General features: G+C 70.3%; 21 protein-coding genes and 1 pseudogene. 13 read left to right on the forward strand and 9 right to left on the reverse strand.

The genetic code is table 11. The annotated features are described in order from the left end of the window. Positions 1–648 carry a response regulator transcription factor gene (locus OH768_RS35310; protein ID WP_406459992.1) on the forward strand — a complete coding sequence of 216 codons (648 nt, stop codon included), beginning with the start codon at positions 1–3 and terminating at the stop codon, positions 646–648. 111 nt (positions 649–759) lie between these two features. Here OH768_RS35310 and OH768_RS35315 read toward each other — a convergent pair whose 3' ends face one another. Beyond that, positions 760–891 (reverse strand): hypothetical protein, encoded by a 132-nt coding sequence (locus tag OH768_RS35315; RefSeq protein WP_406459993.1) that lies wholly within the window; start codon positions 889–891, stop codon positions 760–762. Positions 892–995: 104 nt separating this feature from the next. Between OH768_RS35315 and OH768_RS35320 the strand changes: the two genes are divergently transcribed. From OH768_RS35320 to OH768_RS35335, 4 genes are all read left to right on the forward strand, one after another. Next, positions 996–1,502: a SigE family RNA polymerase sigma factor gene (locus OH768_RS35320; RefSeq protein ID WP_406465576.1), complete on the forward strand. Its 507-nt coding sequence runs from the start codon at positions 996–998 to the stop codon at positions 1,500–1,502. Between the two features lie 11 nt (positions 1,503–1,513). Further along, the gene (locus tag OH768_RS35325; RefSeq protein WP_406459994.1) at positions 1,514–2,062 is read left to right on the forward strand and encodes a hypothetical protein; all 549 of its coding nucleotides are present in this window, start codon (positions 1,514–1,516) and stop codon (positions 2,060–2,062) included. Positions 2,063–2,123: 61 nt separating this feature from the next. Beyond that, a complete protein-coding gene (locus OH768_RS35330; protein ID WP_406459995.1) occupies positions 2,124–3,392 on the forward strand; it encodes a glycosyltransferase in 1,269 nt (422 codons plus the stop codon). After that, on the forward strand, positions 3,389–4,651 hold the full coding sequence (locus OH768_RS35335) for a glycosyltransferase family 39 protein (RefSeq protein ID WP_406459996.1): 1,263 nt from the start codon (positions 3,389–3,391) through the stop codon (positions 4,649–4,651). Before OH768_RS35330 ends, OH768_RS35335 begins: the two co-directional genes overlap by 4 nt. A 13-nt stretch (positions 4,652–4,664) precedes the next feature. Here the strand turns inward: OH768_RS35335 and OH768_RS35340 are convergent, their stop codons facing one another. Further along, positions 4,665–5,303, reverse strand: coding sequence for a class F sortase (locus tag OH768_RS35340; RefSeq protein ID WP_406459997.1), 639 nt, complete (start codon positions 5,301–5,303; stop codon positions 4,665–4,667). Between the two features lie 117 nt (positions 5,304–5,420). Continuing rightward, on the reverse strand, positions 5,421–5,939 hold the full coding sequence (locus tag OH768_RS35345; protein WP_406459998.1) for a hypothetical protein: 519 nt from the start codon (positions 5,937–5,939) through the stop codon (positions 5,421–5,423). Positions 5,940–6,203: 264 nt separating this feature from the next. Here OH768_RS35345 and OH768_RS35350 point away from each other — a divergent pair, with 264 nt between their 5' ends. Together OH768_RS35350 and OH768_RS35355 are read left to right on the forward strand one after the other, a co-directional pair. Continuing rightward, complete coding sequence (locus tag OH768_RS35350) at positions 6,204–6,791, forward strand: NADPH-dependent FMN reductase (RefSeq protein ID WP_406459999.1); 588 nt, start codon at positions 6,204–6,206, stop codon at positions 6,789–6,791. A 72-nt stretch (positions 6,792–6,863) separates the two neighbouring features. Next, a pseudogene (locus tag OH768_RS35355) lies at positions 6,864–7,031 on the forward strand (hemopexin repeat-containing protein); the annotation flags it as partial. Positions 7,032–7,279: 248 nt separating this feature from the next. Here the strand turns inward: OH768_RS35355 and OH768_RS35360 are convergent. The 3 genes from OH768_RS35360 to OH768_RS35370 form a co-directional block, all read right to left on the reverse strand. Beyond that, positions 7,280–8,209, reverse strand: a complete 930-nt coding sequence (locus OH768_RS35360; RefSeq protein ID WP_406460000.1) for an RNA polymerase sigma-70 factor — start codon at positions 8,207–8,209, stop codon at positions 7,280–7,282. A 42-nt stretch (positions 8,210–8,251) separates the two neighbouring features. Next, positions 8,252–8,728, reverse strand: coding sequence for a carboxymuconolactone decarboxylase family protein (locus OH768_RS35365; protein WP_406460001.1), 477 nt, complete (start codon positions 8,726–8,728; stop codon positions 8,252–8,254). Between the two features lie 91 nt (positions 8,729–8,819). Beyond that, positions 8,820–10,463 (reverse strand): M4 family metallopeptidase, encoded by a 1,644-nt coding sequence (locus OH768_RS35370; RefSeq protein ID WP_406460002.1) that lies wholly within the window; start codon positions 10,461–10,463, stop codon positions 8,820–8,822. A gap of 129 nt (positions 10,464–10,592) precedes the next feature. On the opposite strand from OH768_RS35370, the gene OH768_RS35375 reads away from it, so the two are divergent. After that, positions 10,593–11,012 (forward strand): gamma-glutamylcyclotransferase family protein, encoded by a 420-nt coding sequence (locus OH768_RS35375; RefSeq protein ID WP_406460003.1) that lies wholly within the window; start codon positions 10,593–10,595, stop codon positions 11,010–11,012. 7 nt (positions 11,013–11,019) lie between these two features. Here the strand turns inward: OH768_RS35375 and OH768_RS35380 are convergent, their stop codons facing one another. Then, the gene (locus tag OH768_RS35380) at positions 11,020–11,709 is read right to left on the reverse strand and encodes a vancomycin high temperature exclusion protein (protein WP_406460004.1); all 690 of its coding nucleotides are present in this window, start codon (positions 11,707–11,709) and stop codon (positions 11,020–11,022) included. A 211-nt stretch (positions 11,710–11,920) separates the two neighbouring features. Here OH768_RS35380 and OH768_RS35385 point away from each other — a divergent pair, with 211 nt between their 5' ends. From OH768_RS35385 to OH768_RS35405, 5 genes are all read left to right on the forward strand, one after another. After that, positions 11,921–12,787, forward strand: coding sequence for a sirohydrochlorin chelatase (locus tag OH768_RS35385; RefSeq protein WP_406460005.1), 867 nt, complete (start codon positions 11,921–11,923; stop codon positions 12,785–12,787). A 174-nt stretch (positions 12,788–12,961) separates the two neighbouring features. Then, positions 12,962–14,242: a deoxyguanosinetriphosphate triphosphohydrolase gene (locus tag OH768_RS35390; RefSeq protein WP_406460006.1), complete on the forward strand. Its 1,281-nt coding sequence runs from the start codon at positions 12,962–12,964 to the stop codon at positions 14,240–14,242. A gap of 93 nt (positions 14,243–14,335) precedes the next feature. After that, positions 14,336–15,601, forward strand: a complete 1,266-nt coding sequence (locus OH768_RS35395) for an NAD(P)/FAD-dependent oxidoreductase (protein ID WP_406460007.1) — start codon at positions 14,336–14,338, stop codon at positions 15,599–15,601. A 47-nt stretch (positions 15,602–15,648) separates the two neighbouring features. Continuing rightward, positions 15,649–17,553 (forward strand): DNA primase, encoded by a 1,905-nt coding sequence (gene dnaG, locus OH768_RS35400; RefSeq protein ID WP_406460008.1) that lies wholly within the window; start codon positions 15,649–15,651, stop codon positions 17,551–17,553. 81 nt (positions 17,554–17,634) lie between these two features. After that, positions 17,635–18,945, forward strand: coding sequence for an RNA polymerase sigma factor (locus tag OH768_RS35405; RefSeq protein ID WP_406460009.1), 1,311 nt, complete (start codon positions 17,635–17,637; stop codon positions 18,943–18,945). Positions 18,946–19,101: 156 nt separating this feature from the next. Here the strand turns inward: OH768_RS35405 and OH768_RS35410 are convergent, their stop codons facing one another. Continuing rightward, a complete protein-coding gene (locus tag OH768_RS35410; RefSeq protein WP_406460010.1) occupies positions 19,102–21,030 on the reverse strand; it encodes an ABC transporter ATP-binding protein in 1,929 nt (642 codons plus the stop codon). Then, positions 21,030–22,763 carry an ABC transporter ATP-binding protein gene (locus OH768_RS35415; RefSeq protein ID WP_406460011.1) on the reverse strand — a complete coding sequence of 578 codons (1,734 nt, stop codon included), beginning with the start codon at positions 22,761–22,763 and terminating at the stop codon, positions 21,030–21,032. Before OH768_RS35415 ends, OH768_RS35410 begins: the two co-directional genes overlap by 1 nt. Positions 22,764–22,807: the final 44 nt, after the last annotated feature.

A 22,807-nucleotide genomic window follows, 5' to 3' on the forward strand; every position in this document is an offset into this window, starting at 1 on the left:
ATGCGCGTCGTCATCGCCGAGGACTCGGCCCTCCTGCGCGACGGCCTGGTCCAGCTGCTCCAGCTGCGGGACGTGGAGGTGGCCGCGGCGGTCGGCGACGCGGAGTCCCTGCTGACCGCGGTCGCGGCCCACGTCCCGGACGTCGCCGTCGTCGACATCCGCCTCCCGCCCACCCAGACCGACGAGGGCGTACGGGCGGCCGTACGGCTGCGGGGGCAGTACCCGGCGATGGGCGTGCTGTTGTTCTCGCAGTACGTCGAGACGACCCACGCGGCCCAACTCCTCGGCAACCCGGCCGGGTTCGGGTATCTCCTGAAGGAACGGGTCGTCGACATCAGCGAGTTCGTCGGCGCGCTGGAACGCGTCGCGGCCGGCGGCACCGCCCTCGACCCCGAGGTCGTGGCCCAACTCTTCGGCGCCGCCCGCCGATCCACCGCCCTCGACACCCTCACCCCACGCGAACGCGAGGTCCTCGCGCTGATGGCGGAGGGCCGCACCAACCACGCGATCGCCACCGCGTTCACCGTCTCCGAGCGGGCGGTCGAGAAGCACGTCGCCAATATCTTCACGAAGCTCGACCTGCCGCCGTCGGAGACGGGAAACCGGCGCGTGCTGGCGGTACTCCGCTACCTGGAGAACGGCCGCTGAAGCCCGGCGAAGAACAAGCTCACCCGGCGCGATGTGCGGCGAGCCGTCGGCACACGTCGGTCACCTGGTTCGGCATCGTGTGCGCGCACCAGGGGACGCGGCCCTCTTCGATCACCTCGCGCCACCTGCGCGGGCTGCGGCCCTGAGCCGGGCGATGCCACTGTCCTCGACGAAGTAGGCGTCGTCCTTGTCGACCGTGGTGGGAAGGCGCGTGGCGTCGCCGCACACGACACCTCCCGGCACCCGCTGCCTCCGTGATCCAGATCACGGGGCCCAAGTGCATCGTGGGGGGCCGCCCACCGCCTTTTACCCGGTGTAGGCAACCAGTGGGAGCAGAGACAGTGCGCATCGAGCAGGGTCAGGCGGGTGAGTTCGAGGAGTTCGTGGCGGCCCGCTGGTCGGTACTCCTCCATCTCGCGCGCCTGCTCGTCGGCGGGGACCGGCATCGGGCCGAGGATCTGGCGCAGGAGTCCTTGGTCAAGCTCTGGTTCGTCTGGCCGAAGGTCTCCCAGGACGCGCCGGAGGCATACGTCCGCAAGGTGATGGTCCGCGCGGCGGCGCGCGCGGGCCGGCGGCGCTGGTGGGGTGAACGCCCGGTCGAGCGGCTGCCCGAGGGGGCGATGACCGGGGACGTCTCCGCCGACGTGGCGGAGCGGTCCCGGCTGGAGGCCGCGCTCGCCCAGCTGTCGCCGAACCAGCGCGCGGCCGTGGTGCTGCGCTACTACCAGGACCTGCCCGAGGGCCAGGTCGCGGACGCGCTCGGGTGTCCGGTGGGCACCGCGCGCTCCCACGCCTCCCGAGGTGTGGCGCGGCTGCGGCAGATCCTGACCGACGCCATCGAGCCGACGCGGTGAAGGAGGACCCCATGGATCAAATGGATCCGTTCGAACGGCAGTTGGCGCGGCTGATGCGCGACACGCACGAGCCCGTCCCCTTCGAGCCGCGCCACCGCGAACGTCTCCACGAAGGAGTACGTGTCCGCCGCCGGACCCGGGTGGTGCGCAGGACCGTCGGCTGCGCCCTGGCCGTCGTCGGCGTCGGTATCGGGCTGCTCCTGCTGCCCGCCGGTCCGACCCGGGTCCAGCCCGCCGAGCCCCACCCGAGGCCGGCGACGAGCCCGACGTCCACCGGCTCGGCCCCGACACCGGGGGAGACTCCGACGGCTCCGCCCACCTCGTCCGCCACGACATCCCTGGCCGATCCCGGCGCCACGACTTCGGACACTCCCACGGCGCCCGTCACGACCGGGAGTTCGGCCACGGCCACGGCAACCACCGGGGGGAACACGGGCGTTACGACACCGCCCGCCACCTCCTCCACCCCTTCGGACACGGCGACCGCGGAGAACCTGAGCCAGAGCACGCCGTCGTCCATCACGTCGTCGCTCACCGTCTCGCCCGGCTCCGGTTCCTGAACTCACCCCCGCCACTGGTTCCTTCGGCATGCCCCGAACCAGTGCACAGAAAGGGCAAACCATGATGAATGACGAGTCGCTCAGGCCGGCGGACGTGATCCCGATCAGCCGGCTACCGCGACGCACACCGGTGCCGACCCATCGCGCCGGCCCCGTCCTGGACGTGGTGGTCCCGGTGTTCAACGAGGAGACGGACCTGGAGCCGAACGTCCGCCGCCTCCACGCGCACCTCTCCGAGGCGTTCCCGTACCCGTTCCGGATCACCGTCGCCGACAACGCCAGCACGGACCGCACCCCGCGGATAGCCGCCCGCCTGGCCGCCGAACTGCCCGGAACCGAGTGGCTACGGCTGCCCGAGAAGGGCCGGGGCCGGGCACTGCGCGCCGCCTGGTCGCAGTCGCCGGCGCCGGTGCTCGCGTACGTGGACGTCGACCTCTCCACCGAACTGGCCGCGCTGCTGCCCCTCGTCGCCCCGCTGATCTCCGGCCACTCCGACATGGCCATCGGCACCCGCCTGGCCCCCGCCTCCCGGGTGGTGCGCGGCCCCAAACGGGAGGTCACCTCCCGCTGCTACAACGCCCTGCTCCGCTCCACCCTCGCCGTCGGCTTCTCCGACGCGCAGTGCGGATTCAAGGCCGTACGGCGTGATGTCGCCGAAGTGCTGCTGCCCCTGGTCGAGGACACCGGGTGGTTCTTCGACACCGAACTCCTGGTGATCGCCGAGCGGGCCGGACTGCGCATCCACGAGGTGCCGGTCGACTGGGTCGACGATCCGGACAGCCGGGTCGACGTCCTCGCCACCGCGCTGGCCGATCTGCGCGGCATCGCCAGGATCGGCGGAGCACTGGCCCGCGGCACCCTGTCACCGGCCGCGCTGCGCCCCGGCACGGACGAGGCCGGTGCGCCGGCCGGACCGGGCGCCCACATCGCACGGGCACCGGCCGGACCGGCCGCCCAACTCGCCCGCTTCGCCGCCATCGGCGCGATGAGCACCGTAGGGCACCTCCTGCTGTACGCGGCCCTGAGCCCGGCGCTCGGCGCCCAGGCCGCCAACGCGCTCGCGCTCCTGCTCTGCGCCCTCGCCAACACGGCCGCGAACAGACGGCTCACCTTCGGACACCGAGGACGCGGCAGCGCGCTGCGCCACCACGGCAAGGGGCTCGTGGTCTTCCTGATCGGCCTGGCGCTCACCAGCGGCTCCCTCGCGGCCCTGCACCACGCGGCACCCGCGGCCGGCCACGCCACCGATCTCGCCGTACTCCTCGCGGCCAACCTGACCGCGACCGTGCTGCGGTTCCTCCTCCTGCGGGCGTGGGTGTTCCGCGCATGAACGAGACCATCACCCCGGCGAGCGCCTGGAACGCGAGACTGTCGGAGCGGCCCGCCACCGCGGACGGCGAGTGGCGACGGCTGCGCGGGGCCGGCAGGGAGTACACCCCCGCACTGGCCTTCTACGGCGTCCTGAAGCTCATCGGCTTCGCCTCCTTCATGTGGCTGCTGGACTCCGCCGGGAACTACCGCACCAAGAACCCGCGCTTCGGCGGCGGCGCCCACCCGTGGGACGTACTGGCCACCTGGGACGGCTGGTGGTACCAGCAGATCGCCGTCCACGGCTACCACCCCGAGCTGGTCCGCATCCCCGGAGCCACCGGCATGATCACCCTCGAAGGCAACTCGGCGGCCTTCTTCCCGCTGTACCCGGCACTGATCCGCCTGGCCTCCGAACTCACCGGTCTTGGTTCCTACGGCGCCGGCCTGCTGGTCTCCGTGCTCGCCTCCTTCGCCGCCGCCCTGGGGATCTACGCCGTTGCCGCGCACCTCCTGGACAACCGGGCCGGGCTGGCCGCGGCCGGACTCTGGGCCGTGTGGCCCGGTTCCGGTGTGGAGTGGGCGGTCTACTCCGACTCCCTCTTCGTCGCCCTGGCCGCCTGGGCCTGCCACGCCGTCCTCACCCGCCGCTGGCTCACCGCCGGCTTCCTCACCTGCGCCGCCGGCCTCAACCGCCCCACGGCGGCGGCCCTGATCGCCGCGGTCGCCCTCGCGGCCCTGCTCGCACTTCGCGACCGCCGCGACGGCACCCTCCGACCACTGGCCGCGATGGCCGTGGCACCGCTGGGCCTGCTCGCCTATCTGGGCTGGGTGGGCCACCAAATGGGCGACTACGGCGGCTACTTCAAGCTCCAGTCCGGCGCCTGGGCCCACGAGTGGGACTACGGCCGCCAGACCCTCGACGTCCTCACCTCCATCCCGGTGGGCCACACCGCCTACCTCTTCGCCTGGCCCTTCGCGGACCTGATCAGCGCCTGTGTGGTCCTGCTCGGCTTCGCCCTGCTCCCGCTGCTGATCCGGCTGCGCCCGCCTGCCGTCCTGCTGGTCTACACGGTCCTCACCGTCGCGCTCGTCCTGGGCAGCCAGCAGATATTCAGCAACGTCTCCCGCTACCTGCTCCCGCTCTTCCCCCTGTTCCTTCCACTCGCCGCCGCACTGCGCCGCCTCAGCCTCGCCCACCAGTTCACGCTGCTGGGGATGGCGGCCCTGGCCTCGGGCTCGTACGCGGGCTACGCGCTTTTCGAACTCGGCGTGCCGTAGCGGGACTTGGGGGCTAGCGACTCCCCGTCAGATGCGCGAACACGACGACATTCCCCTGATAACCCGTCGACCGCGAGTAGCCGCCCCCGCACGTGATCACCCGCAACTCGGGCCGCTCGGCGGCGCCGTAGACCTTCTGGTCGGGGAAGTGGCTTGCCTGATACACCTCGACCGCGTCGACCGTGAACAGCGCGACGGTGCCGTCCAGCCGGTCCAGTTCGACGGTGTTGCCCTTCTTCAGGGCACCGAGGTCGTAGAAGACGGCGGGCCCGTCGGCGTTGTCGACATGGCCCGCGACGATCGCCGTGCCGGTCTCACCAGGAGTGGTGCCGGACTCGTACCAGCCGGCGAGGTTCTTCTTCGCGGCCGGGGGCACGTCCAGGCTCCCTGTGTTCGTCAGTTTGAGGCCCATCAGCGGGGCGTCCACATGGATGGCCGGGATACGGATGCGGTCCGGCGGCGACGGCGGCAGCGCACTGGCCGCGGCGCGTTCGACGGCCGGATCGGGGCGGGCCTCTGCGGCGGACGGCTGCGGCGGCGCGTTCGTCCCGCTGCCACTGGTCAGCAGCCACGCGCCCGCGCACAGGGCGCCCACGGTGACGGCCCCTATCGCGGTATTGCCGAATCCCGCACGACATCTACGACGACGCATTACGCACCCCTCTCCATGACCAGGGCCTGCCCCGCGCCCCCTCCGGGTCACGAGGGGCGTCGGACCCGGAGGGGGAGGGGCTTGCGGTACCGGCGGACGGACAGCGGAGGGTGTCCGTCAGATCCCGTCGCCTCTCGCCCGGCGATGCAGGAGCCAGGTACCGCCCGCGGCGGCGACGGCGAGAGCCGTCACACCGGCCGCGGTCTGCACGGGGTCGGGGCCCAGGGCGCCACCGACCCCCGTCTTCACACTTCCGCGCGGCTGTACCTGTTGCCGCATCGAGGCCAGCGTCACCATCAGATCGCCGGAGACCTGTCGGCCGTCCGTGCACTTCGCGACGATCTCGTACGTCCCCGGCTGCGCGCTCGGCGGCACCTTGAACTGCCCGATCGCGTCGCCCTCGTGCGTGCTCGGCGCCAGCGTGAACGTGCCGGCGCCCACCGCGCTGGCGTCACCGGCCGCCGTACCGCCGTCGCCGCACGCGGCCGTGTTCACCGTGACGTCGCCGCCCGGCACGGCGCTCGACGGGAACACCTCCAGGCTGCCGGTCTCGCCGCCGTACGCCGGTGCGGTCGCGAGACCAGCGACGGCGACGGCGAGCGCGGTACCGGTCAGCAGACGGGCCGTACGACGCATCGGTGCTCCTCCGAGCTGTGGTTGGCTGCCCTTCCGAGGTAAGTGGCACCGGGCCGAGCCCGCTTCCTGAGCGTGCGTCAGAAGTGTGGTGAATGGGTGTCAGGAGGGGGCCGGAACGGCCCGTCCCGCCGCCGTTTCAGCAGGTCATGGGGGTACGGCGACCCCGTCCCGAAGGACTACCCGAAGAGCGCACGCCGAGCGTGTGAACGGGTGACGACCGGTCGGGCTTGACCTCAAGAATGGTTGAGGTACCAGGCTGCCCGCATGGACACCGACACCGCTCCGCTCCCCGTCACCGTCGTCATCGGCAGCAACCGCCACCGCCGCTTCGGCCCGGTCGTCGCCGACTGGCTCCTCACCCACGTGAACGACCGCGCCGACCTCACCCTCCAGGTCGTCGACGTCGCCGACACCGGTCACCTGCCCACGACCCTCGCCCCGACCCCGGAGGCGACCGCCGCCCTCTCCGGCATCACCCCGAAACTGTCCTCGGCCGACGCCTTCGTCGTCCTCACCCCCGAGTACAACCACTCCTTCCCGGCCGGCCTCAAGAACCTCATCGACTGGCACTACACGGAGTGGCGCGCCAAGCCCGTCGCCCTTGTCTCCTACGGCGGCCTCGCGGGCGGCCTGCGCGCGGTGGAACACCTCCGCCAGGTCTTCGCCGAACTCCACGCCGTCACGGTCCGCGACACCGTCTCCTTCCACAACGCGGGCGCGTCCTTCGACGACCGCGGCCTCCTCAAGGACCCCGCCGCCCCGGACGCGGCGGCGAAGGCGATGCTCGACCAACTGGTGTGGTGGGGGCGGGCGTTGAAGGAGGCACGGGAGCGAAGGCCGTACTCCGGGTAGCGCTCCGCGCGGAATTCACCGGAGCATCATCGACTGGCAACTCGGCGCGGCCTGGGGCGGGTTGCCGTCCGGCTGGGAGGAGGGTCGACCTGGGCCAGGCCCACCTCTACGTGTTCCGGGCACGGAGTACGTCCGCGTCCCGTTCGCCACCCAGACCGTCGACGACGGCTACCCGCTCACTGGGCGGACGGAGAGCTCTACTTCTTCAGCGGCCCCCAATACGTCCGCTACGACATCGCCGCCGACCGCCAGGACCCCGGCTACCCCAGGCTCATCGCCGACGGCTGGATCGGCGAGGGCATTGACGGCGCGCTCAACCCCGGCAACAACTTCTTCGGCGTCAAGGCGAAGGCGACCGACCCGCCCGAGACCCGCCAACTGGTCAGGACCCAGGAGGTGTTGGACCGGCCCGACGCGCAGTTCCCTCACCTCGGAAGGCACGGAGCGGCGCCGTGGTCGCGGCGGCGTTGTACTTGTGGGGCTCCGGATCAGCCCCGTCTGGCCTGCTTCAGTTCGCGGTCGACGGCCCAGGCGTCGGCGACCGGGCCGAGGTGGGTGAGCTTGTCGGGGTTGATCACCGCACGGATGGTCTGGATCCGGCCGTCGACCACGTCGAGGGCCAGGGCGTGGAGCACCTTGCCGTCGCGGTCGCGGAAGAGCGCGCCGGGCTGGCCGTTGACGTCGTGCGGCTCGAACGACACATCGATCCGGATCAGCCAGGGGAAGACCGTGCCGAGCACCCGGGCCACGTTCTCCGCGCCCATGATTGCCCTGGCCAGCTGCGGGGCCTTTCCGCCGCCGTCCCCGACGAACTGCACGTCGGCGACGAGCAGTTCACGCAGCCCGCCCACGTCACCGTTCTTCAGCGCGTCGAAGAACCGGGTCGCCAGCTCCTGCCGCTCCTGCCGGTCCGCGGCGAACCGGGGCCGCTTGTCCGCCATGTGCCGCCGGGCCCGCACCAGCAGTTGCCGGCACGCCGACTCCGAACGCCCCACGGTCGTGGCGATCTCGTCGAAGCCGAAGGCGAACACCTCGCGCAGCACGAACACCGCCCGCTCCAGCGGGCTGAGTTGCTCCAGCAGCAGAAGCGCCGCCATCGACACCGAGTCGGCCAGCTCCACCGACCGCGCCGGATCCTGGTACGGGTCGCTCAGCAGCGGCTCCGGGAACCACGGCCCGACGTACTCCTCCCGCCGTACCCGCGCCGAACGCAGTACGTCGATCGAGATCCGCGTGACCGTGGCCGACAGGAACGACTTGGTCGAGGTGGGCCGGGTCGTCGAGCCGTCGTAGCGCAGCCAGGTCTCCTGCACCGCGTCCTCGGCCTCGCCCACACTGCCCAGGATCCGATAGGCGATCGAGAACAGCAGCGGTCGCAGCTCCTCGAACTCCTGGGCCTTCCGGTCGGTTTCGCTCACGCGGGATCTCCTCGTCCTGGCCGGTGCGGGTGTGGGCGGGGTTCAGCCGAACAGGCCGGGCTCGTAGTCGCCCGCACACGGCTGGCGGGTGATGATGTTCAGGCGGTTCACCGAGTTCATGAAGGACACCAGGATGACCAGCGCGGTGAGCTGCTCGTCGTCGAAGTGCTTGGCGGCGTGCGCCCACACCTCGTCGTTCACCCCGCCGGCCGCGTCCGCGACCCGGGTCCCCTCCTCCGCCAGTTCCAGCGCGGCCCGTTCGGCCTCGGTGAAGACCGTGGCCTCGCGCCACGCCGCGACCAGGTTCAGCCGCACCGAGGTCTCGCCGGCCGCGGCGGCCTCCTTGGTGTGCATGTCGACGCAGACGGCGCAGCCGTTGATCTGGCTGACCCGCAGCGCCACCAACTCCTGTGTCAGAGCGGGCAGTTCGGAGTTCTTGAGCGACCTGCCGACTGCCATGAACTGCTTGGCGGCCTTGCTCGCGGTCGGGCTGGCGAGGTAGTTCAGTCGTGCGTCCATGATGCCCTCCGTGGGCCGTCGTCGTCAGTGGCTACACCCACGGGACGAGACGGCCCTGGCTCCTGTGACATGGACGAACGTGACCCGGGTCTCACCCCACGTTGACCGCGCTCCAGGCCGCGGCCACCGCGGCGTACTCCGAACTCCCCACCCCGTAAAGGTCCTTGGCCGCGCTGAGCGTCGCCGTACGGGCCCCGGCGTAGTTCGTCGAGGACGTCATATAGACCGTCAGCGCCCGGTACCAGATGGCCCCCAGCTTGTCCCGGCCGATCCCGCCGACCGAAGAGCCGTTGCAACTGGGGGAGTTGTAGTCGACCCCGTTGATCGTCTTCGCGCCGCTGCCCTCCGCGAGGAGATACGCGAAGTGGTTCGCGACGCCCGACGAGTAGTGGACGTCCAGATTCCCGACCGTCGAACTCCAGCAGTCCGCGGAATTCCCGTCCTTGGACGGCTTGTCCATGTACCGCAGCGCCGGCCGCCCGAAGCCGGACCGCACGATCTTCTCGCCGATGAGGTAATCCCCCTGGTCGGACGCGTTGTTGGCGTACCACTCCACCAGCGTGCCCATGATGTCGGAGGTCGCCTCGTTGAGCCCGCCGGACTCGCCCGAGTACGTCAGCGCCGCCGTCTTCGACGTCACGCCGTGCGTCATCTCGTGCCCGGCGACATCCAGCGCCACCAGCGGACCGAGCTGCGTCCCGTCACCGTCGCCGTACGTCATGCAGAAGCAACTGTCGTCCCAGAAGGCGTTGTTGTAGCTGTTGCCGTAGTGGACCCGGTTGTACGAACCCTTCCCGTCGCCCGCGATGCCGTTGCGGCCGTGGATGTTCTTGTAGTAGTCCCAGGTCTCGTTCGTGCCGTACTGCGCGTCCACCGCCGCCGACGAACGGTCCGAACTCGCGCCCGTGCCCCAGTGGTTGTCGGTGTCCGTGAACACCGTGGACGGCGCCCGGCTGATGCAGATGCCGAGGATGCACAGGTCCGTCTTGTTCGCCGCGTCACCGGTGTAGGTCCCGCCGCGCGTCGCGTCCTTGAGCTGGTACGCCGATCCCGACAGCGTCGTCTCCAGCGGCACCGTCCCGCTGTACAGCGACTGCCCGTCGCCGGTCGCCGTCTCCACACTGTCCCAGGCGTCGATCCGGGCGCCGGTGCGGGCGTCGGTCAGCACCGTGCGGGCGACCGGGTTGCCGAGCGAGTCCTTGGCGACGACGTCGGTCCGCCAGGCGAGTTTCGGGGTGCCGTGGAGGGCGTCGACTATCAGCTGGGGCTTGGCGGTTACGCTCTTGAGCGCCTCGCCGAGATGGGCCGCCCGCAACGCGTTGACGGCCAGGTCCGCCGCCTTCGGAGCGGCCACCTTCGGTGTGACGGTCGCCAGGGATATGGAGGCGCGGGTCGCACGGTCGGCGCTCCGATAACTCCCGTTCGGAGCCAGATGCACCACGAAGTCACCGCCGAGCACCGGGAGCTGACGGTACGTCCGGTTGTAGCGGACGTGCTGCGTGCCGTCCGGGTCGACGATCACGTCCCGGACCGACGTGGCTTCCGAGGCGGTCAGCCCCAGACTCGTGGCATGGGCCACCAGCGCGGACGCGGCGTTCGCGATCGCGGTGCTCCGCGTCGGCCGGTCGACGGCGTGGGCGATGGGGGAGAGGGTGGCGGCCAGCAGGGTCGCGGCGCCGGCCGCGATACCGGCCGTGGCGAGACGGGAACCATGAACGTGCCGTGTCAGACTCATCGGTCTCCTCAAGAACGCAAGTGGGGGGCGTGGGGGCCGCGTTGATGTTGAATGAGATTTAAAGGGTCATGACATGTCGTGTCCATAGCGCGTGCAAAGGCTTCTCGGCCCCCGCCCCCAAGGAGAGTGATGACGACGCCCCTCCCCTTCTTCGTCTACGGCACCCTCCGCCCCGGCGAGCCCAACCACGACCTCTTCCTGCGCGGCCACACGGAGTCGGAGGAACCGGGACACCTGCACGGCGCCGTCCTCTACGAAGGCCCCGGCTACCCGTACGCCGTCGAGGGCCCCGGCTCGGTGGTCGTCGGCGAACTCGTCACCGCGCGCCCCGAGTCCTACCCCCGACTCCTCCTCGCCCTCGACCGGCTTGAGGACTACGCCCCCGGCGACCCGCGCAACCTCTACGAGCGCGTCGAACGCCCGGTGACCCGCGACGCCGACGGCACGGCGGTACGCGCCTGGGTGTACCTCGCGTCCCCCGCCGTCACCGCCGCCCTGCGCACCCACGGCAAACTGATCGAGGGCGGCGACTGGCGCCACCGCCGCTGAACGGGACTCAGTTGCTGCCGGAGGCCAGCGCCCGCGCGACCCCCGTCTCCTTCGGGCCGAGGAACTGCGGATCGGGATGGATCGCCACGTCCAGCGCCGCCTTGCCCGCCGCGAACACCTCGCGGGTACCGCCGTAGTACCAGGTCGCGTTGTGCGCCTCGTCGACCCCGACGCCGTACGAGTCGACCCCCGCCGCCTCGCACAGCGCGACCGCCCGCCGGATGTGGAACTTCTGGCTGATGAGCACGGCCCTGCCGACGCCGAAGATCTTCTTGGCGCGGACACAGGAGTCCCAGGTGTCGAAGCCGGCGTAATCGGTCACCACGCGCGCGCGTGGCACCCCGTGCTTCGCCAGGTAGACACGCATCGCGTCCGGCTCGTCGTAGTCCTTGCGGCTGTTGTCACCGGTCACCAGGACGACCTTCACCCGGCCCTCCCGGTACAGCGTGGCCGCCGCGTCCAGCCGGTGCGCGAGATACGGCGACGGCTCGCCGTCCCACAGCCCGGCCCCGAAGACCACGGCCACATCGGTGCGCGGCGCGTCCTGAAGGGTCCGCAGCCGGTCCGCCGTCGCCACCCACAGCCAGGTCGCCGGCAGCAGCGCGAGGACACACGCGAGGGCGACCCCCTGCACGAGCCGCCGCCACCCGGCACGCGTGCGTGGCAGCCGAGGTCTGCGGAGTTTCAGGCGACGCATGGAAGGGCCCCTCACCGTTCGGTTTCGACAGTCACAGACGCGCCGTAACCCGCTCCGGTTCGCCGCCGGCAGTGTGACCGGCTTCACTGTGAACGTCGAAGCCGCAGGTCACCTCGCCTCACACACCCCCGGCACCCCACCGTGAACCCCCGGAAAAGACCCGTCATTCCGGTGCAACGGCACGGCAACGTCGTACCGCCACCATCTCTTCATGACGGCGTCGCATCATCCCCACGACGAGTCCACGACCCTCGACAGTACGGCGCATCTCATGAACCGGATCAGCAGTCAGCTCGCCAGCCAGCTCAGCCTCGTCTCCCTGAACGGCAGCCGCCGCCCCGGCCCGCCCGCGCTCGTCCTGGTCGCGCACGGCAGCCGCGACCCGCGCGCCCTGAGCACCGTACGAGCCCTCGTGGAACGCGTCCGCGAACTGCGCCCCGGCCTCCCCGTCCACCTGGGCCACATCGAACTCAACGAGCCCCGTCTGACGGACACCCTCACCGCACTCGGCCCCACGGACGCCGTCCTCGTCCCCCTCCTCCTGGCCCGCGGCTACCACGTCAAGCGCGACATCCCCGAACTGGCCGCCGAGACACCGGCACGCACGCGCGTGGCACCCCCGTTGGGCCCGCACCCCCTCCTCGTGGAGACCCTCTACGACCGCCTGGTGGAGGCGGGCTGGCGCACCCGGACGGACGACCGGACCCGCCGCTCCAGCGCCGTGGTCCTGGCCGCGGCAGGATCCCGTGACCCGGACTCCAAGGTGGACACCAACCACACGGCCCAACTCCTCGCCGACCGCCTGGGAGTCCCCGTGATCCCCGCGTACGCCTCGGCGGCGACCCCCACGGTCCAGACAGCCGTCCGGGCGTTGGCCGCCCGAGGCCGCCACAGGGTGGCAGTGGCGTCCTGCTTCACGGCCCCCGGCCGCTTCGCGACACAGTGCGCGGAGGCGGCTCCGTGGATCGCATCGGCACCCTTGGGAGTCCACCCGGCGATGGCCCGCTTGGTACTGCACCGCTACGACCAGGCGATGGCGACGACGGTGAGCACAGAACCGGAACTGGCGTCCGCTTGAAAGCAACAGCGGGGCCGACTCCCTAAGGGGCGCGGGGCTGTATCGATTTGCGGCTCCGCCGCGTGGGCGCGACCAGCCACATGCGACGGTCACCCGCAAACGAATCCGCACCCGGCAGATGCATAGGCGCCCCGCAACTCCTGAATTGTCACTGCCTGCGCTTACTGTCGAGACATGTCCTACGACGCGCACGCAACCGAACGCTGGGCCCCCGAACCCGACAAACGCCCCGGCCGCACCGCCTTTCAGCGTGACCGCGCGCGCGTACTCCACTCCGCCGCACTCAGAAGGCTCGCCGGCAAAACCCAGGTGGTCACACCGGGAACCCGCAGCCAGGCCTGGGACGCCAGCCCCCGCACCCGCCTGACCCACTCCCTGGAGTGCGCCCAGGTAGGCAGGGAACTGGGCGCGGCCCTGGGGTGCGACCCCGACCTGGTCGAAGCGGCCTGCCTCTCCCACGACCTCGGCCACCCACCCTTCGGCCACAACGGAGAACAGGCACTGAACGAATTCGCCGACGACTGCGGCGGCTTCGAGGGCAACGCGCAATCCCTGAGACTCCTCACGCGTATCGAGCCCAAGCGCTTCACCGCCGAAGGCTCCGTAGGCCTCAACCTCACCCGAGCCGCCTTGGACGCAGCCACCAAGTACCCCTGGCCGCGCGGAGCCCACCCCACCGACCCCAAGTCCCCCAAGTTCGGTGTCTACGACGACGACAGGCCCGTCTTCGACTGGGTCCGCAAGGGCGCCCCCGGCACCCGCACCTGCTTCGAGGCCCAGGTCATGGACTGGTCGGACGACGTGGCGTACTCCGTGCACGACGTCGAGGACGGCCTGCACGCGGGCCACATCGACCCCAACTGCCTGCACGCCGAACCGGAACGCCAGGAGATCTTCAAGGTGGCCATCGGCCGCTACGTCCCCGCGGACACGGCCCCCGACGAACTCGCCGAGGCGCTGGACCGGCTCCAGAACCAGCCGTGGTGGCCGCACGGATACGACGGCTCGGCGGTCGCGCAGGCCCGCCTCAAGGACGCCACCAGCCAGCTCATCGGCCACTTCTGCCTGGCCGCCGAGGCCGCCACGCGCGCGAGGTACGGCACCGGCCGCCTCACCCGCTACGACGCCGAACTCGTCGTACCGCACGAAGCACGGCTGGAGTGCGCGGTCCTCAAGGCGGTCGCCGACCGGTACGTCATGCAGCGCGCCGAGCAGGAGCGCATCCGCGCCGACGAGCGCGTCGTGGTCGCCGAACTCGCCGAGGTGCTCACGAGCCGCGCCCCGGACGGTCTGGAGCCGCAGTTCCGCGCCCAGTTCGACGAGGCGCCCGACGACCGCGCCCGCAAGCGGGTGATCGTCGATCAGATCGCGTCATTGACCGACGCGTCGGCGCGGTCTCTTCACGCACATCTCACATCCCTGGGGCACAGTGACGCGGAACAAGCCCGAATGTGACCCTCCGTGGCCTGATCGGGCCACACCCCCTTCCCGCATCACGCTGCGTGCGGGACGCTCGCATATGGCGGCACCCTTACGAGGAGGCATCAAGTGGTCGACGCGGATCAGACATTCGTCATCGTCGGAGGAGGCCTGGCCGGCGCCAAGGCGGCCGAGGCGCTCCGAGCGGAGGGCTTCACCGGCCGCGTGATACTGATCTGCGACGAACGCGACCACCCGTACGAGCGTCCGCCGTTGTCCAAGGGCTACCTCCTCGGCAAGGAGGAGCGCGACAGCGTCTTCGTCCACGAACCCGCCTGGTACGCGCGCAACGACATCGAGCTGCATCTCGGCCAGACCGTCGACGCCATCGACCGTACGGCCAAGACGGTCCGCTTCGGGGACGACGGCACCCTTGTCCACTACGACAAGCTGCTCATCGCCACCGGCTCCGAGCCCCGCCGCCTCGACATCCCGGGCACGGACCTCGCGGGCGTCCACCATCTGCGCCGCCTCTCGCACGCCGAGCGCCTCAAGGGCGTCCTCACCTCACTGGGCCGGGACAACGGCCATCTGGTGATCGCCGGCGGCGGCTGGATCGGCCTGGAGGTCGCGGCGGCGGCCCGCGAGTACGGCGCCGAGGTGACCGTCGTAGAACCCTCGCAGACCCCGCTGCACGGAGTCCTCGGCCCCGAACTCGGCCAGCTCTTCGCCGACCTGCACGCCGAGCACGGCGTCCGCTTCCACTTCGGCGCCCGGCTCACCGAGATCGTCGGCCAGGACGGCATGGTCCTCGCGGCCCGCACGGACGACGGCGAGGAGCACCCCGCGCACGACGTCCTCGCGGCCATCGGCGCGGCCCCCCGCACCGCGCTCGCCGAGGCGGCCGGCCTGGAGCTGGCCGACCGCGCGCACGGCGGCGGCATCGCGGTCGACGAACGGCTGCGCACCTCCGACCCCGACATCTACGCGGCCGGTGACGTGGCCGCCTTCCACCACGCCCTCTTCGACACCCGGCTGCGGGTGGAGCACTGGGCCAACGCCCTCAACGGCGGCCCGGCGGCGGCCCGCGCGATGCTCGGCAAGGACGTCACCTACGACCGCGTGCCCTATTTCTTCTCCGACCAGTACGACTTGGGTATGGAGTACTCCGGCTGGGCGCCCCCGGGCTCCTACGACGAAGTGGTGATCCGGGGAGACGCGGGCAAGCGGGAGTTCATCGCCTTCTGGCTGAAGGAGGGACGCGTGCTGGCCGGGATGAACGTGAATGTGTGGGACGTCACAGAGCCCATCCAGCAGCTCATCCGCTCCAGGACACAGGTGAACACCGAGGCCCTGGCGGACCCACACGTTCCGCTGGACAGCCTGGGGTCCTAGACGTTCTCGTCGTCACTGGTGTCAGTCCGGCCCCGTAGAATTCACGCGTGGCAGGACGGATCAACGACGAGGACGTGAAGGCGGTTCGGGACGCGGTCCCGATCGACGCCGTGGTGTCCGAGTACCTCCAGCTGCGGAACGCGGGCGGCGGCAACCTCAAGGGTCTCTGCCCGTTCCACGACGAGAAGTCGCCGTCCTTCCAGGTCAGCCCGAGCAAGGGTCTCTTCCACTGCTTCGGCTGCCAGGAGGGCGGCGACACCATCACGTTCGTGATGAAGGTCGACCACCTCACCTTCTCGGAGTCGGTCGAGCGCCTGGCCGCCCAGGCCGGCATCACGCTGCGGTACGAGGAGGGCGGGTACAACCCCTCCCACCAGCGCGGCGAGCGCATCCGCCTGGTCGAGGCCCACAAGGCCGCCGCCGACTTCTACGTGGAGCAGCTCGCCGTCGGCCCCGAGGCGGACGCCGGCCGCAAGTTCCTCGCCGAGCGCGGCTTCGACCAGTCCGCCGCCGAGCACTTCTCCGTCGGCTACAGCCCCCAGGGCTGGGACCACCTCACCCGCTACCTCCGGGGCAAGGGCTTCACCGACAAGGAGCTGCTCCTCTCCGGTCTCTCCCAGGAGGGCCGCCGCGGCCCCATCGACCGCTTCCGCGGCCGTCTGATGTGGCCGATCCGCGACATCGGCGGCGAGGTCGTCGGCTTCGGCGCGAGGAAGCTCTACGAGTCGGACAACGGCCCGAAGTACCTCAACACGCCGGACACCGCGATCTACAAGAAGTCCCAGGTCCTGTACGGCATCGACCTCGCGAAGAAGGACATCGCCAAGTCGTCCCGCGCGGTCGTCGTCGAGGGCTACACCGACGTCATGGCCTGCCACCTCGCCGGAGTCACCACCGCCATCGCCACCTGCGGCACGGCCTTCGGCACCGACCACATCAAGATCCTCCGCAGGCTGCTGATGGACAACGGCAGCGCGCGCGTGATCTTCACCTTCGACGGCGACGCGGCCGGCCAGAAGGCGGCCCTGCGCGCCTTCGAGGACGACCAGAAGTTCGCCGCCGAGACCTACATCGCGATCGCGCCCGACAACATGGATCCGTGCGAACTGCGCCTGGCCAAGGGCGACGAGGCGGTCGCCGACCTGGTCGAACCCCGCACCCCGCTCTTCGAGTTCGCGCTCCGCCAGATCGTCGTCCGCTACGACCTCGACACCCCCGCAGGCCGCGCCTCCGCCCTGGACGAGGCGGCCCCGATCGTCGCCCGCATCAAGAACAGCGGCGCCCAGCACGAGGTCGCCGTCCAGCTCGCGGGCATGCTCGGCATCCTCGACACCCAGTTCGTGGTCAAGAGGGTTGCGCAGCTGGCCCGTTGGGCCCGCGACCGCGGCGGCAAGGGCCCCGCGCCCGCGAGGGGCGGCGCCCAGCAGCAGTACGACACCACCCCCCGCCCGCCCACCGGCGGCCCAGCCCTCACCCTCCGCAACCCGGTCTTCGCCACCGAACGCGAACTCCTCAAACTCGCCCTCCAGCGCCCCGAGTTGGTCTCCCCGGCCTTCGACGCGTACGGCGTCGACGAGTTCACCGCCCCGCCCTACGCGGCCGTACGCGAGGCGATCATCGAGGCGGGCGGCGCCGAGTACGGCCTCCAGGACCCCCAGGACTATCTCGTCCGGGTCCGAGAGGCGGCACCGGACGACGCGGTCCGCGCGATGGTCACCGAGCTCGCCGTGGAGGCGATCCTGCGCCGCACGGTCGACGAGAACTACGCGGGCGAGCAGCTCGTCACCGTCCGCCGAAGAGCCGTAGTACGCCGGATCCACGACATCCAGGGCACGCTCACCCGCCTCGGCAGCCACGGAGACTCGGCGGAACTGGCCGCCGTACAGAACGAGTTGTGGGTTCTTCAGCAGTACGACCAGGCACTCCAGGTGCACGGCGCCACAGCGCTCTGAGCGCGTAGTTACGGAACGGACTCAAAAAGTCACCGCACGCCCCTCGTGGCGGCGATGTGTCGTACTCCACACTGGGTTCCGGTGCCTGAGTCCTCGGAGCGCGGCCGATCCGTCCCCGGCGGGTCCTTCACCCCCGCGGTTCCGCTCATCGAGTACGGGACGGATTGCGGCGAGGCCGCCCACTCCGCCCCTGAAGTACCGCTGTCGTACCCCCTGGCAGCGATCATCCTGGAGGTCGCCCCCGTGCAGACCCAGACCCTCGACCAGACCGAGACCAGCACGACGGACGGCGCGGAACCGGACGCGGAGACCGATGTCCTCGCGACCGTCCCCCCGCAGAGCCGTGCCGCGCACCACCCCGAAAACGCGGACCCGGAGAGCCCGCCCGAGCTCGAAGAACCGACGGCCGAAGCGGTGGAGACCGCCGAGACCCCCGAGCCCGACGTACGGCCCCGCGGCCGGGTCGCCGCCGACAACGGCGCGCCCTCCTCGGACCTGTTCCGCCAGTACCTGCGCGAGATCGGCCGCATCCCGCTGCTCACCGCGGCCGAAGAGGTCGACCTCGCCCGCCGCGTCGAGGCCGGCCTGTTCGCCGAGGAGAAGCTCGGCGGCGCCACCGACCTGGACAGCCAACTCGCCCTCGACCTGGACAAGTTGGTCGTCATGGGCCGCATGGCCAAGCGCCGCCTGATCGAGGCCAACCTGCGGCTCGTCGTCTCCGTCGCGAAACGGTACGTCGGACGCGGGCTGACCATGCTCGACCTCGTCCAGGAGGGAAACCTCGGCCTGATCAGGGCGGTCGAGAAATTCGACTACGCCCGCGGCTACAAGTTCTCCACCTACGCCACCTGGTGGATCCGCCAGGCCATGTCCCGCGCCCTCGCCGACCAGGCCCGCACGATTCGCGTCCCGGTGCACGTCGTCGAACTCATCAACCGCGTCGTCCGCGTCCAGCGGCGGATGCTCCAGGAGCGCGGCTACGAGCCGACCCCGGAAGAGGTCGCCGACCACCTCGACCTCGCCCCCGAACGCGTCAGCGAGGTCCTGCGGCTCGCCCAGGAACCGGTGTCGTTGCACGCGCCGGTGGGGGAGGAGGACGACGTCGCCCTCGGCGACCTGATCGAGGACGGCGACGCGACGAGCCCCGTGGAGTCCGCCGCGTTCCTGTTGTTGCGGCAGCACCTGGAAGCGGTGCTGTCGACGCTGGGGGAGCGGGAGCGCAAGGTCGTACAGCTGCGGTACGGGCTGGCTGACGGGCGTCCGCGCACGCTGGAGGAGATCGGCCGGATCTTCGGGGTGACCCGGGAGCGGATACGGCAGATCGAGTCGAAGACGCTCAACAAGCTGCGGGACCACGCATTTGCGGATCAGCTGAGGGGCTATCTGGACTGATGCCGGGTGCGGGTCGGTGGGGGCTGGCCGCGCAGTTCCCCGCGCCCCTAAAAAGACCTCAGCCGAGGGGATTTTAGGGGCGCGGGGCTGTGTACATTTGCGGCTCCGCCGCGGGGCGCGACCAGCCACGACGGACCGTCAGCCGAACAACAACCGCTAGTCCACTTCCGCCACCGCCTGCGCGAACTGCGCCTTGTACAACCGCGCATACGCCCCGTCCGCCGCCAACAGATCCGCGTGCGCGCCCTGTTCGACGATCGCCCCGTTCTCCATGACGAGGATCGTGTCCGCGTCCCGGATCGTGGAGAGCCGGTGCGCGATCACGAACGACGTACGCCCATGGGCGAGTTTGGCCATGGCCTTCTGGATGAAGACCTCGGTACGCGTGTCGACGGACGACGTCGCCTCGTCGAGGACCAGGATCGTCGGGTCGGACAGGAACGCCCGCGCGATGGTGATGAGCTGCTTCTCACCGGCGCTGACGCCTGTGCCCTCGTCGTCGATCACGGTGTCGTAGCCGTCGGGCAGCGTACGGACGAACCGGTCGGCGTGCGCCGCCCGCGCCGCCTCCTCGATCTCGCCCCGGGTGACCTCCCGCGAGGCGCCGTACGCGATGTTGTCGGCGATCGAGCCGCCGAACAGCCAGGTGTCCTGGAGCACCATGCCGATGCCCGCGCGGAGTTCGTCGCGGGACATCCGCGCGATGTCGACGCCGTCGAGGGTGATCCGGCCGCCGGAGACCTCGTAGAACCGCATGAGGAGGTTCACGAGGGTGGTCTTGCCGGCGCCTGTCGGGCCGACGATGGCGACCGTGTGGCCCGGTTCCACCGTCAGCGAGAGGTCCTCGATGAGCGGCTTGTCGGGGTCGTAGCGGAAGGAGACGTGCTCCAGGGCGACCAGGCCGCGCAGTTCCTCGGGTCGTTGGCCCGGCATCGGGTCGGCCGACTGCTCCTCGGCATCGAGGAGTTCGAAGATCCGCTCGGCCGAGGCGACGCCGGACTGGACCAGGTTCGCCATGGACGCGACCTGCGTCAGCGGCATCGAGAACTGGCGCGAGTACTGGACGAAGGCCTGCACGTCACCGATGGAGAGTGAGCCCGAGGCGACCCGTAGGCCGCCGACCACGGCCACCAGCACGTAGTTGAGGTTCGACACGAACATCATCAGCGGCTGCATGACCCCGCTGTTGAACTGCGCCTTGAAGCCCGCCTCGTACAGCGCGTCGTTCTGCTCGGCGAACAGCTGCGCCGACTCGTCCTGCCGCCCGAACACCTTCACCAGGTTGTGCCCGGTGTACATCTCCTCGACGTGCGCGTTGAGCTTGCCCGTCGAGCGCCACTGCTGCACGAAGTGCGGCTGCGAACGCTTGCCGATGCGGGTGGCGACGAGGAACGACAGCGGCACGGTCACCAGCGCGACCAGGGCGAGAAGCCATGACACCCAGAACATCATCGCGAGGACGCCGATGATCGTGAGCACCGAGTTGATCAGCTGGCCCATCGACTGCTGGAGCGTCTGCCCGATGTTGTCGATGTCGTTGGTCGCGCGCGAGAGCACCTCACCGCGCTGCCGCTTGTCGAAGTACGACAGCGGGAGGCGCGACATCTTCGTCTGTACGTTCTCGCGCAGCCGGAACATGGTCCGGTTGACCGCCCGGTTGACCATCCTGGTCGCCACCGCCATCAGCAGCCCGGCCACCAGGAACGTGCCCAGCGCGAGCAGCAGCACATGACCCACCGAGGTGAAGTCGATGCCCTTGCCCGGGGTGAAGTCCGTGCTCTGCAGCATGTCCGCGACCGAGCCCTGGCCCCGGTCGCGCATCGCCTGGAGGGCCTGCGCCTTGGTCGTGCCGGCCGGCATCTGCCGCCCGACGATGCCCGCGAAGACCAGGTCGGTGGCGTTGCCGAGGATCTTCGGCCCGACCACGTTCAGCCCGACGCTGATCACCACGCACACAAGCAGCAGTCCGATGGTCAGCCGCTCCGGCCTGAACTGGCCGATCAGCCGCTTGCCGGACACCTTGAAGTCCATCGAACGGGCGTCGGGGCCCGTCCCGGCCATCATCCGCCCCATGGGCCCGGCCATCAGGCAGCCTCCGCTTCCGTCAGCTGGGAGAGCACGATCTCCCGATACGTCTCGTTGTCCGCCATCAGCTCGTGATGGCGGCCCGTCCCCACAACCCGTCCCTCGTCGAGTACGACGATCCGGTCGGCGTCCCTGATGGTCGCCACCCGCTGCGCCACGATCACCACGGTCGCCTCGGCGGTCTCGTGCGCGAGGGCCGCCCGCAGCGCCGCGTCGGTCGCGTAGTCGAGGGCGGAGAAGGAGTCGTCGAAGAGGTAGATCTCGGGCCGCTGCACGAGTGTCCGCGCGATCGCGAGCCGCTGCCGCTGACCGCCGGAGACATTCGTGCCGCCCTGCGCGATGGGGGAGTTCAGCCCGTTCTCCAGCCCCTCGACGAAGCCCTTGGCCTGCGCCACCTCCAGCGCGTGCCACAGCTCCTCGTCCGTCGCGTCCGGGTTGCCGTAGCGAAGGTTGGTCGCGACCGTGCCCGCGAAGAGGTACGGCTTCTGCGGGACCAGGCCGACCGTCTTGGCCAGCAGCACCGGGTCGATGGTCGACACGGCGACACCGTCGACGAGGACCTCGCCGTCGGTCGCGTCAACCAGGCGCGGGACCAGACTCAGAAGGGTGGACTTTCCGCTGCCGGTCGAGCCGATCACGGCCGTCGTCTCGCCCGGGCGGGCCACCAGGTCGATGGACTTCAGCACGGGTTCCTCGGCGCCCGGGTAACAGAAGCCGACCCCGCGGACCTCCAGATGCCCGTGCCGGCGCAGTTCGAAGACGGGAGCCACCGGCGGCACGACACTGCTCTCCGTGTCGAGGACCTCCTCGATGCGCTCGGCGCAGACCTCCGCGCGCGGCACCATCATGAACATGAAGGTGGCCATCATCACGGACATCACGATCTGCATCAGATAGGCGAGGAACGCGGTCAGATCACCGATCTGCATCCCACCGCTGTCGATCCGGTGCGCACCGAACCACACGACGGCGATCGACGACAGGTTCACCGTCGTCATGACGACCGGGAACATCAGCGCGAGCAGGTTGCCCGTCTTCAGCTGCATCTCGGTCAGATCGGAGTTGGCCTTCCGGAACCGGTCCTTCTCGTACTCGTCGCGGACGAACGCGCGGATGACCCGGTTGCCGGTGATCTGCTCGCGCAGCACCCGGTTCACCGAGTCCAGGCGCACCTGCATCGACCGGAACAGCGGCCGCAGCCGCCGCACGATGATCGTCACGCAGATCGTCAGCGTCGGCACCACCGCGATCAGCACCCCGGACAGCGGCACGTCCAGACCGAGCGCCAGGATGATCCCGCCGACGCACATGATCGGCGCCGACACGAGCAGCGTGAACGTCATCAGGGCCAGCATCTGGACCTGCTGGACGTCATTGGTCGTACGGGTGATCAGCGAGGGCGCGCCGAAGTGGCCGACCTCGCGGGCCGAGAACGACTGCACCCGGTCGAAGATGGCGCCCCGGATGTCCCGGCCGAGGGCCGCCGCGGTGCGGGCGCCGTAGTAGACGGCACCGGTGTTGCAGACGACCTGGACGAGCGAGATCCCGATCATCAGGGCACCGAACGACAGGATGTAACCGGTGTCACCCTTCACGACACCGTTGTCGATGATGTGCGCGTTCAAGGTGGGCAGGTAGAGGGTGGCGCAGGTCTGCAGGAACTGCAGCAGCACCAGCAGGGCGATGGGTTTCCTGTAGGGCCTGAGATAGGTCCGCAGAAGTCGTATGAGCACGCTGGGTCTCTCGGAGTCGGCGGGTGGGGGGTGGGCGGTCTGCC

It is taken from the genome of Streptomyces sp. NBC_01622, assembly GCF_045209635.1.
Taxonomy (GTDB): domain Bacteria; phylum Actinomycetota; class Actinomycetes; order Streptomycetales; family Streptomycetaceae; genus Streptomyces.

What these genes read in the sequence shown, in the direction of transcription:
- OH768_RS35310 (WP_406459992.1), top strand. Translation starts at nt 1, where the DNA reads ATGCGCGTCGTCATCGCCGAGGACTCGGCCCTCCTGCGCGACGGCCTG.
- OH768_RS35325 (WP_406459994.1), top strand. Translation starts at nt 1,514, where the DNA reads ATGGATCAAATGGATCCGTTCGAACGGCAGTTGGCGCGGCTGATGCGC.
- OH768_RS35330 (WP_406459995.1), top strand. Translation starts at nt 2,124, where the DNA reads ATGATGAATGACGAGTCGCTCAGGCCGGCGGACGTGATCCCGATCAGC.
- OH768_RS35335 (WP_406459996.1), top strand. Translation starts at nt 3,389, where the DNA reads ATGAACGAGACCATCACCCCGGCGAGCGCCTGGAACGCGAGACTGTCG.
- OH768_RS35340 (WP_406459997.1), bottom strand. Translation starts at nt 5,303, where the DNA reads ATGCGTCGTCGTAGATGTCGTGCGGGATTCGGCAATACCGCGATAGGG.
- OH768_RS35345 (WP_406459998.1), bottom strand. Translation starts at nt 5,939, where the DNA reads ATGCGTCGTACGGCCCGTCTGCTGACCGGTACCGCGCTCGCCGTCGCC.
- OH768_RS35350 (WP_406459999.1), top strand. Translation starts at nt 6,204, where the DNA reads ATGGACACCGACACCGCTCCGCTCCCCGTCACCGTCGTCATCGGCAGC.
- OH768_RS35365 (WP_406460001.1), bottom strand. Translation starts at nt 8,728, where the DNA reads ATGGACGCACGACTGAACTACCTCGCCAGCCCGACCGCGAGCAAGGCC.
- OH768_RS35370 (WP_406460002.1), bottom strand. Translation starts at nt 10,463, where the DNA reads ATGAGTCTGACACGGCACGTTCATGGTTCCCGTCTCGCCACGGCCGGT.
- OH768_RS35375 (WP_406460003.1), top strand. Translation starts at nt 10,593, where the DNA reads ATGACGACGCCCCTCCCCTTCTTCGTCTACGGCACCCTCCGCCCCGGC.
- OH768_RS35380 (WP_406460004.1), bottom strand. Translation starts at nt 11,709, where the DNA reads ATGCGTCGCCTGAAACTCCGCAGACCTCGGCTGCCACGCACGCGTGCC.
- OH768_RS35385 (WP_406460005.1), top strand. Translation starts at nt 11,921, where the DNA reads ATGACGGCGTCGCATCATCCCCACGACGAGTCCACGACCCTCGACAGT.
- OH768_RS35390 (WP_406460006.1), top strand. Translation starts at nt 12,962, where the DNA reads ATGTCCTACGACGCGCACGCAACCGAACGCTGGGCCCCCGAACCCGAC.
- OH768_RS35410 (WP_406460010.1), bottom strand. Translation starts at nt 21,030, where the DNA reads ATGGCCGGGCCCATGGGGCGGATGATGGCCGGGACGGGCCCCGACGCC.